Annotated in this window: 6 protein-coding genes and 1 pseudogene; 4 read left to right on the forward strand and 3 right to left on the reverse strand. The window is 44.1% G+C overall.

The genetic code is table 11. From position 1 onward, the window contains the following. The 3 genes and pseudogenes from K8S13_RS03725 to K8S13_RS03735 form a co-directional block, all read right to left on the reverse strand. A pseudogene (locus K8S13_RS03725) lies at positions 1 to 140 on the reverse strand (SO_0444 family Cu/Zn efflux transporter); the annotation flags it as partial. Positions 141 to 159: 19 nt separating this feature from the next. After that, a complete protein-coding gene (locus tag K8S13_RS03730; protein WP_291460551.1) occupies positions 160 to 504 on the reverse strand; it encodes a metalloregulator ArsR/SmtB family transcription factor in 345 nt (114 codons plus the stop codon). Between the two features lie 96 nt (positions 505 to 600). Next, complete coding sequence (locus K8S13_RS03735; protein ID WP_291460552.1) at positions 601 to 1,704, reverse strand: NAD(P)-binding domain-containing protein; 1,104 nt, start codon at positions 1,702 to 1,704, stop codon at positions 601 to 603. A 659-nt stretch (positions 1,705 to 2,363) separates the two neighbouring features. On the opposite strand from K8S13_RS03735, the gene K8S13_RS03740 reads away from it, so the two are divergent. From K8S13_RS03740 to K8S13_RS03755, 4 genes are read left to right on the forward strand one after another with little or no spacing between them, the layout of a single operon-like run. Next, a complete protein-coding gene (locus K8S13_RS03740; RefSeq protein ID WP_291460554.1) occupies positions 2,364 to 3,164 on the forward strand; it encodes a thymidylate synthase in 801 nt (266 codons plus the stop codon). 6 nt (positions 3,165 to 3,170) lie between these two features. After that, positions 3,171 to 3,815, forward strand: a complete 645-nt coding sequence (locus K8S13_RS03745; protein WP_291460555.1) for an arylesterase — start codon at positions 3,171 to 3,173, stop codon at positions 3,813 to 3,815. Further along, positions 3,812 to 4,474, forward strand: coding sequence for an ABC transporter ATP-binding protein (locus K8S13_RS03750; RefSeq protein ID WP_291460556.1), 663 nt, complete (start codon positions 3,812 to 3,814; stop codon positions 4,472 to 4,474). Before K8S13_RS03745 ends, K8S13_RS03750 begins: the two co-directional genes overlap by 4 nt. After that, positions 4,474 to 7,050 carry an FtsX-like permease family protein gene (locus K8S13_RS03755; RefSeq protein ID WP_291460558.1) on the forward strand — a complete coding sequence of 859 codons (2,577 nt, stop codon included), beginning with the start codon at positions 4,474 to 4,476 and terminating at the stop codon, positions 7,048 to 7,050. Before K8S13_RS03750 ends, K8S13_RS03755 begins: the two co-directional genes overlap by 1 nt. Positions 7,051 to 7,151: the final 101 nt, after the last annotated feature.

Genomic DNA, 7,151 nt, shown 5'->3' on the forward strand with positions numbered 1-7,151 from the left:
GTCCCCAGATATTGTTTTATTTTATCAGCCTTGAAAAAGACATAGAGGATGCCGGCTACAAAAAAACCAAACAGCATATAGATCGCAACATCCAGATAAATATACCAGGATTCTTTTAATATTTCATATACAATAGTCATTATTGAATTGTCCTTAATTTCAATGTCTTACATGGTCAAGACTCATATTGATCAAAGAAACAACATGGTCATCATCAATAGAGTAGTAAATAATTTTACCTTGTCTGCGGTTCTTTACAATTTTCAATGTCCTTAAGATTCGAAGCTGATGGGAGATCGCAGAATCCGTCTGGTTGCAGATAACGGCAATATCGCAGACACAATGCTCCTGATTCAGGAGTGTAAGAACGATTTTAAGCCTGGACGGATCACTCAATGCCTTAAAAATGTTCGCCATTTGACCGATATCTTCCAGCTGCGGAATGGTTTTTAAGGTCTCTTTTACTTTTTTTTCATTAATACATTTAACAGTGCATATATCCATTTAACACCTCTTCATTTGAACAGTTGTTCATATGTTAATTCGATTGTTGTTCTTTGTCAATTAAAAAAAGATTTTTTTTAAAAGATTTTTTTTGGATCAGTCCGGCAGTACTTTTTCCATTACTTTTTTTGCATCCAGGACAGCCGTATAGATCAGGTTTGAATGCTTTTTTTCCTTGATGATCCCATCTGAAGCGATTTCCATATAGGACGGACTGATGGCACCGCCAATGGCATAAATGCCGTTTCTATTGGTTTCAAGGTGATGGGAAAGCATGAGCAGACGCTCCCCCTCTTTGGCAATTTTACAGATTGCTCCGGTACAGGTAATCTGTTGAAGGTTTAATGCGTCGAAAATGGCAGAAGGGCCATGGGTACCGATACAGGCAATAACATTTTTCATGGGAAAGCTCATTCCCTGGTAAATGTATAAATCGTCGCCAAAACTTGAAGTTGTTGTCTGGTGGATATAAAGCCTGTCAATCCCGTCTGCATCAACTTCACCGATTTTGGGTACGGCTTTTTGCAAAATTTTAATGTGCCCGCCCAAAAGGATCTCTTCCCCCAGATCCCGTGCTGTATCCTTGTTAATCTCAAATCTTTCATTCAAGTGTGCCCAATAGACAGATGTGGTCTCATCCTGGGCTTCCCGTTTAATTTTGGATAAAGAGGAAACAACGTCTGCTGCCGCATTACCGCCGCCGATGACCAGAACATTAATACCGATATAATCTTCACCGTTCTCAATGTTTCTGGCAACGGTTTTAGCCTCGCCGTAAATTCCCAAATCATTGGGAATGTTGCTGCCAAAGGCAAGGATGATGTTTTCGGTGAAATAAGACCCTTTATCGGTTTTAACAATATAATCTGGAAAATTTCCGCTGATTTCTTTAAACTCCTCATTAAAATGGAGTTGAAGATCATTTTGGGTCACAACGGTTTGAGCCTGTTCGACATATTTTTCAACCGGAATCTTTTCATCCGGCGGTTTGATTTCCAGAACAGGGAAAGGATCTGGATAGCTTTTAGGTATGGTCGGATATACTTTTTTCCCTTTGGGATAGGTATCGATAATCCCCTGCATCGTATGCTTTCCTTTTTCAAGGATAATAAAGGATTTTGAATGTTGCTTTGCCAATAGTCCGGCAGCAAGTCCGCCCGGGCCTGACCCGACAATGACCATATCAAGTTTTGCAGGCATTTGAACCGTCTCCTAAAAAAGAATTTATGAAATAATTTTTATTTAAGTTATCATAATTAAATAAGTATTGTCTAATCCAAAAAATTGATTGAAAATCGGCCGGGTTATTCATGCATTGAGATGCTGCCTTTAAAAAAGAGCGCAGCCTGTTCTGTCAGGGTCGGGACTGAACAGGCTGCTGGATAATGCTTGCCAAGGAGATGGGGTTTTGTTTTAGATCAACAATTTCCTGTCATTATCCATGATCATAATATCTTGTTTTGTTTTAGTGGTCATATTTTTTTAAGTCGTTAATATTAAGTCGATATATATCAAATTGTATTCAGAACTTAGGTCATTTGGTAAGTTTAATTATATAAACGGTAAGTATTTGTCAATATTTATTTTTATAAAATTTCAATATGTTGTAATATTAACCAAGAATAACTAAAATTAACCAAAATACCATTATCGAATTTTCAATTAAATGAAGAAGAGAGTATTATTCCAATATTTAAAAAAAGCAGACTATAAAAATATTTATTGTATACAAAATGGATAATTTGTGAAGACACTATTATTTTCAGAAAAGATTTCATTATTTTAGTTGTCACAATAAAGATTAAAGTATATATTTTTCAAACCTGAATATGAGCTTAAAATTAGAGAAGGAGCAATCAATGTTACAACCGTTGTTTATCAAAGCCACAAGCCTTTCAGATGCCTGGTTTCAAACCCTTTACAGGTGTGTGGAGCAGGGCAGGTCCTTTACCATTAATCGCGGATCATTTGAAGGTCAGAAAAGACTTGAGTTCGATTTTATCACCATTCATATCACCCATCCCTCAACCGTCCCTTTGCTGCCCAAGGTAAACCCTGCATTGGGATTTCCTGATCCTGTTGACGAGGACTACCTGGACGATTATCTGCCGTATCTAATGACCGGTGAGGAAAAAGAAGGCGAGTCTTATACATATGGACAGCGGATGTGCAAGTGCGATTTGGAATATCTGCCCGATGCTTATAAAAAAATGACGGAAATTCTGGTCCAGGAAAAAGAAATCTGGGAAGACAGGAATGTTATAATTGAGGAAAACGGCAGATATTTTGTAAACCAGATGGAGTTGATGATCTGGACTTATAAAAACAAAGGTTATCGCAATAATCAGATGATTATGCAGGTGGGTCAACCTTCTGATATGATTCTGACAGACCCGCCCTGTCTTAGACATATTGATACAAGAATTCAGGATGGAAAACTTCACTTCCTTCCCTATTTCAGGTCCTGGGATTTATTTGGCGGATTCCCTGCCAACCTTGCGGCCATTGAGATGATGAAACAATATTGCGCTGAGCAGATCGGGGTTGAGAACGGTGAAATTATCGCATCATCCAAAGGGCTTCATATTTATGATTATGTGTTTGAAATTGCTGAAGCCATCAGAGGTCGATCCATGGATGAATTCCGGGATATGTCTTAAGAATTAATGAAGCATTTTTCATTAATTCTTCCAAAGTTTTTACTGTTAGCATCTCTTTTCTGGCTGTGGCCGGGGCATACACCCATTTTGTTTGCCATAGACAGCAGTGTCAAAATTCTGTTCATCGGGGATTCCATTTCCGCAGGCCTGGGGGTAAAATCTGAAGATGCCTATCCTGCCCTGATCCAGAATATGCTCAAAAAAAAAGGGGTTCAAGGGGTCAATATCACCAATGGCAGCATCAGCGGCTCCACAACCGCAGGTGCGCTTTCCCGACTCAAATGGTTTCTTAAGGTCAAACCGGACATTCTGGTGCTGGCCCTGGGGGCTAATGACGGGTTTCGAGGGCTATCCACCGTTGAAATGGCCCGGAACCTGGGCAAGACCATTGCCCTGGCAAAGGAGAAGGGCATCCGGATCATTTTGGCAGGCATGAAAATTCCGCCCAATTACGGGCCGGAATATGCCAGGGCCTTTTACGAGGTGTTTGTTTTTCTGGCAGATAAACATAAAATCCCGTTAATTCCTTTTTTATTAAAAGATGTGGCAGGCAAAGCTTCCCTGAACCAGGCAGACGGTATCCATCCCAACCGGGAGGGTCACAGAATCATTGCCGGCACTGTGCTCCCTTATATCCTGGAGCAATTATGATACTTGAGATCAGGAATATTAGTAAATCCTTTCATCAGCCCCGGTCTGGCACCCTTGAGGTTTTAAAGCAGATCAGTTTCAACCTCGGCGCCGGAGAGACCACTGCTATTACCGGCCAGTCCGGCAGCGGGAAAACTACGCTGCTTTCCCTGATAGCAGGGCTGGACAGCCCGGATGAAGGTCAGGTGATTCTGGATGGGGAGGATTTGTGCGCTATGAAGGAAAGTCGTCTTTCCCGGTACAGGGCAATGAAGATTGGAATTGTTTTTCAGCAGTTTCATTTAATGCCCCATTTATCGGCCCGGGAAAATATCAGCCTGCCATTGGAAATCCTTAAGCAGGAGCAAATTCAGGATCGGGCCGATGCCATGCTGGAAAAGGTCGGGCTGTTAGACCGCCGGCATCACCTGCCAGGAGAGCTGAGCGGCGGAGAATGCCAGCGGGTGGCCATTGCCAGAGCGCTGATCATCAAACCCGCCCTGCTTCTGGCAGACGAACCCACGGGCAACCTGGATATAGAGACCGGGGAAAAGGTGGCCAGGCTCCTGTTTGACCTGGTGGAAAAAGAAAATAAAACCCTGATTTTGGTGACCCATAATCCAAACCTGGCCAATCAATGCCAAAAGATCAGGAAGCTTGACCGGGGCAGGTTAGTCTGATGCTCTGGATACGAATGGCTTTAAAAGAGCTGATGAAAAACAGGGGGTTTACCCTTTTTTTTATATTAAATCTCTCCCTTGGTCTGGCCGGGTTTATTGCCATCCATTCTTTTGGCAGTTCCCTGAACCGCCATTTGGATGAAAATTTAAAGGAAATATTAACGGCAGACCTGGTATTGATCGCCAACAGCCCTTTGACTTTAGAAGAATTGACGCTGGCAAACGAAGTGCTGGGACAAGACAAAACCCATGCCCGGCTCATCGGATTTTATACCATGGTTAAGGCCAGGGGTAATGCCCGTCTGATACGGGTGATGGCCATTGATGATCATTATCCTTTGTATGGTGCCTTCTCTTTGGAAGGCCAAAGTCAAAAAAAGGATATCCAGGAAAGACCCGGAGTGTTCATGACCCGGGACACGGCCTATGCCCTGGGCATCCGAAATAAAGCAGATGTGAATACCCCCCTGGTACTGGGCAATAAATTTTTTTGGGTACAGGATTTTTTTACGGTAGATCCGGACAAATCTTTGACCGCTGTTGAGCTGGCCCCTAAAATATATATGGGGATTGAGCAATTGGAGGGGACGGGTTTAATCCGGTTTGGAAGCCGGATCAGGTATTCTCACTATTACCGGTTCAGCAGTGACGCTGATATTCCTGAGTTGACTGCAAAACTTCGCCAGAGATTTGCTGAAAAATACCCGGGACCACCCCGGATCAATATCTATGACAGCAGGGATGTTAATAGAGGATTAGGACGTGTGACCGGATATTTTACCGGATATATGGGGCTGGTCAGTGTTGTGGCCCTCTTCCTGGCAGGTATTGCCACAGCCTATCTGTTCCGGGGCTACCTGAATCTAAAACAACAGGAGATTGCCATTTTAATGAGCATCGGAGCCAAACAACAAGAAATCTATTTTTATATCAGCTTTCAACTCATCATACTTGGCACCCTGGCCTCATGCCTTTCGGTTTTCATTTCACTGCTCCTGGTTCCTGCCTTTCCCATTATTTTCCAGGGGCTGATACCTGCCCACATCCGGCTGACCACAGATCCTGTCACCATTGCGCTGGCAGTGGGTATGGGCATGGCCGGCAGCCTGATTTTCTGTTTGCCTGTTTTTGTTCGTCTTTTTGGGATAAAACCCCTGATGTTGCTCAGGGGAACCAAAGCAGCAGGCAAAAGCAACGTAACGCGTGTGCTATGGCAGATGGCAAGCTTCCTGCCCGGGCTTGCCGCTTTTTTTCTGGTTTCGGTTGTGGTGGCAGGTTCCATCAGGAACGGGACTGTTTTTGTGACCGGGTTTGCCCTGGCCCTGGTTTTTTTGTCCGGCATGGGCTGGCTTATTTTTTCAGGCTGTAGAACCCTTTCCGCCACCCGGCATGTGGTGAGGAAAATAGCCTTTCGGAACCTGTTTCGCAACAAGTGGTCCTCCCTGTCCTGTTTTATCACCATTGCCATGGGCGCATTTTTGATTTCCATCATTCCCCAGGTCCAGAAAGGACTGCAAAACGAGATCATGCGGCCGGAAGGTTTGAAAATACCTATTTTTTTTCTGGTGGATATCCAGGATGAACAAAAGATACCGTTTATTGAATTTATCAAGCTTCAGGATGCCGACCTGGCCAATATATCTCCCATGGTCAGGGGAAGGATTCTGACGGTGAATCACCAGCCCTTTTATGGTCAAAACAGGGCACTCAAATCCAAGCAGTCTGGTTCCAGGCATCGGGGTCGGGGCCGGAGACTGGAATTTAATTTTTCCTATCGCGAGAGTCTGGATGTTTCGGAAATTATTGTCCAGGGAAGCCCCCTGTCCCAAACCCCCTGGGATTTTGAATCAGCCACTCCCTTTGAGATCTCCGTTGAAGAATCTTTTGCCGAACGATATGGTTTGGCCTTGGGGGATTTCATTGGGTTTGAGATCCAGGGCATCCCCATGGAAGGACAAGTGAAGAATCTGCGCAAGGTCCGGTGGAACAGTTTTCAACCCAATTTTTTTCTGCTTTTCCAGAACGGGGTTTTGAATGATGCCCCTAAAACCTTTCTGGCTGCCATTTCCCATGTGGCCCGGGAGAACCGTCAGGAATTGAAAAATAGAATTGTAAACGCCTTTCCCAATGTCTCGGTCATTGATGTGACCCAGATGGCCACCACCTTGCTTGGCATCACGGACAAGCTCTCCTTGTCCATCCGGTTTATGGCCTGGCTGGCTATTGCAGCAGGGCTTGTTTCCATTTTTTCCATTGCCCGTCATGAGGCCTGGAAAAATGAGAATCAGATCAACCTTTTAAAGATTCTGGGAGCGGATTTTAAAGAGATCCAGGCCATCACCCTGTTGGAATTCGGATTTATCGGGTTTACTGCAGCCCTGTTTGCCATCCTGTTGAGTTTTGGGTTTTCTCTGGCGATTTCCTGGTATTTTTTTGACAGCCTCTGGCAGTTTGACCTGGGGGTTTCCCTTTTGATCCTTTTGTTGACCACCTGTATCTGCATGGGCACTGCCCTTACCGCATCCCGGAAAGTCATGAATACAAAACCGGTCAAGCTTCTGTCAAATACAGGATAGAGTATGATTCCTTTTCTATTCCGGCAGTTTGCCCTTCATTAAATCCGCCAGTCCGGCAAAGGGGTTGTCGCCACCACCCTTTTCCGAGGAATCCCCTGGCA

The sequence above is a fragment of the Desulfobacula sp. genome (assembly GCF_021107415.1).

Bases quoted from the DNA above. Each gene is read 5' to 3' on its own strand.
- K8S13_RS03730 (WP_291460551.1), bottom strand. From the start codon at position 504: ATGGATATATGCACTGTTAAATGTATTAATGAAAAAAAAGTAAAAGAG.
- K8S13_RS03735 (WP_291460552.1), bottom strand. From the start codon at position 1,704: ATGCCTGCAAAACTTGATATGGTCATTGTCGGGTCAGGCCCGGGCGGA.
- K8S13_RS03740 (WP_291460554.1), top strand. From the start codon at position 2,364: ATGTTACAACCGTTGTTTATCAAAGCCACAAGCCTTTCAGATGCCTGG.
- K8S13_RS03745 (WP_291460555.1), top strand. From the start codon at position 3,171: ATGAAGCATTTTTCATTAATTCTTCCAAAGTTTTTACTGTTAGCATCT.
- K8S13_RS03750 (WP_291460556.1), top strand. From the start codon at position 3,812: ATGATACTTGAGATCAGGAATATTAGTAAATCCTTTCATCAGCCCCGG.
- K8S13_RS03755 (WP_291460558.1), top strand. From the start codon at position 4,474: ATGCTCTGGATACGAATGGCTTTAAAAGAGCTGATGAAAAACAGGGGG.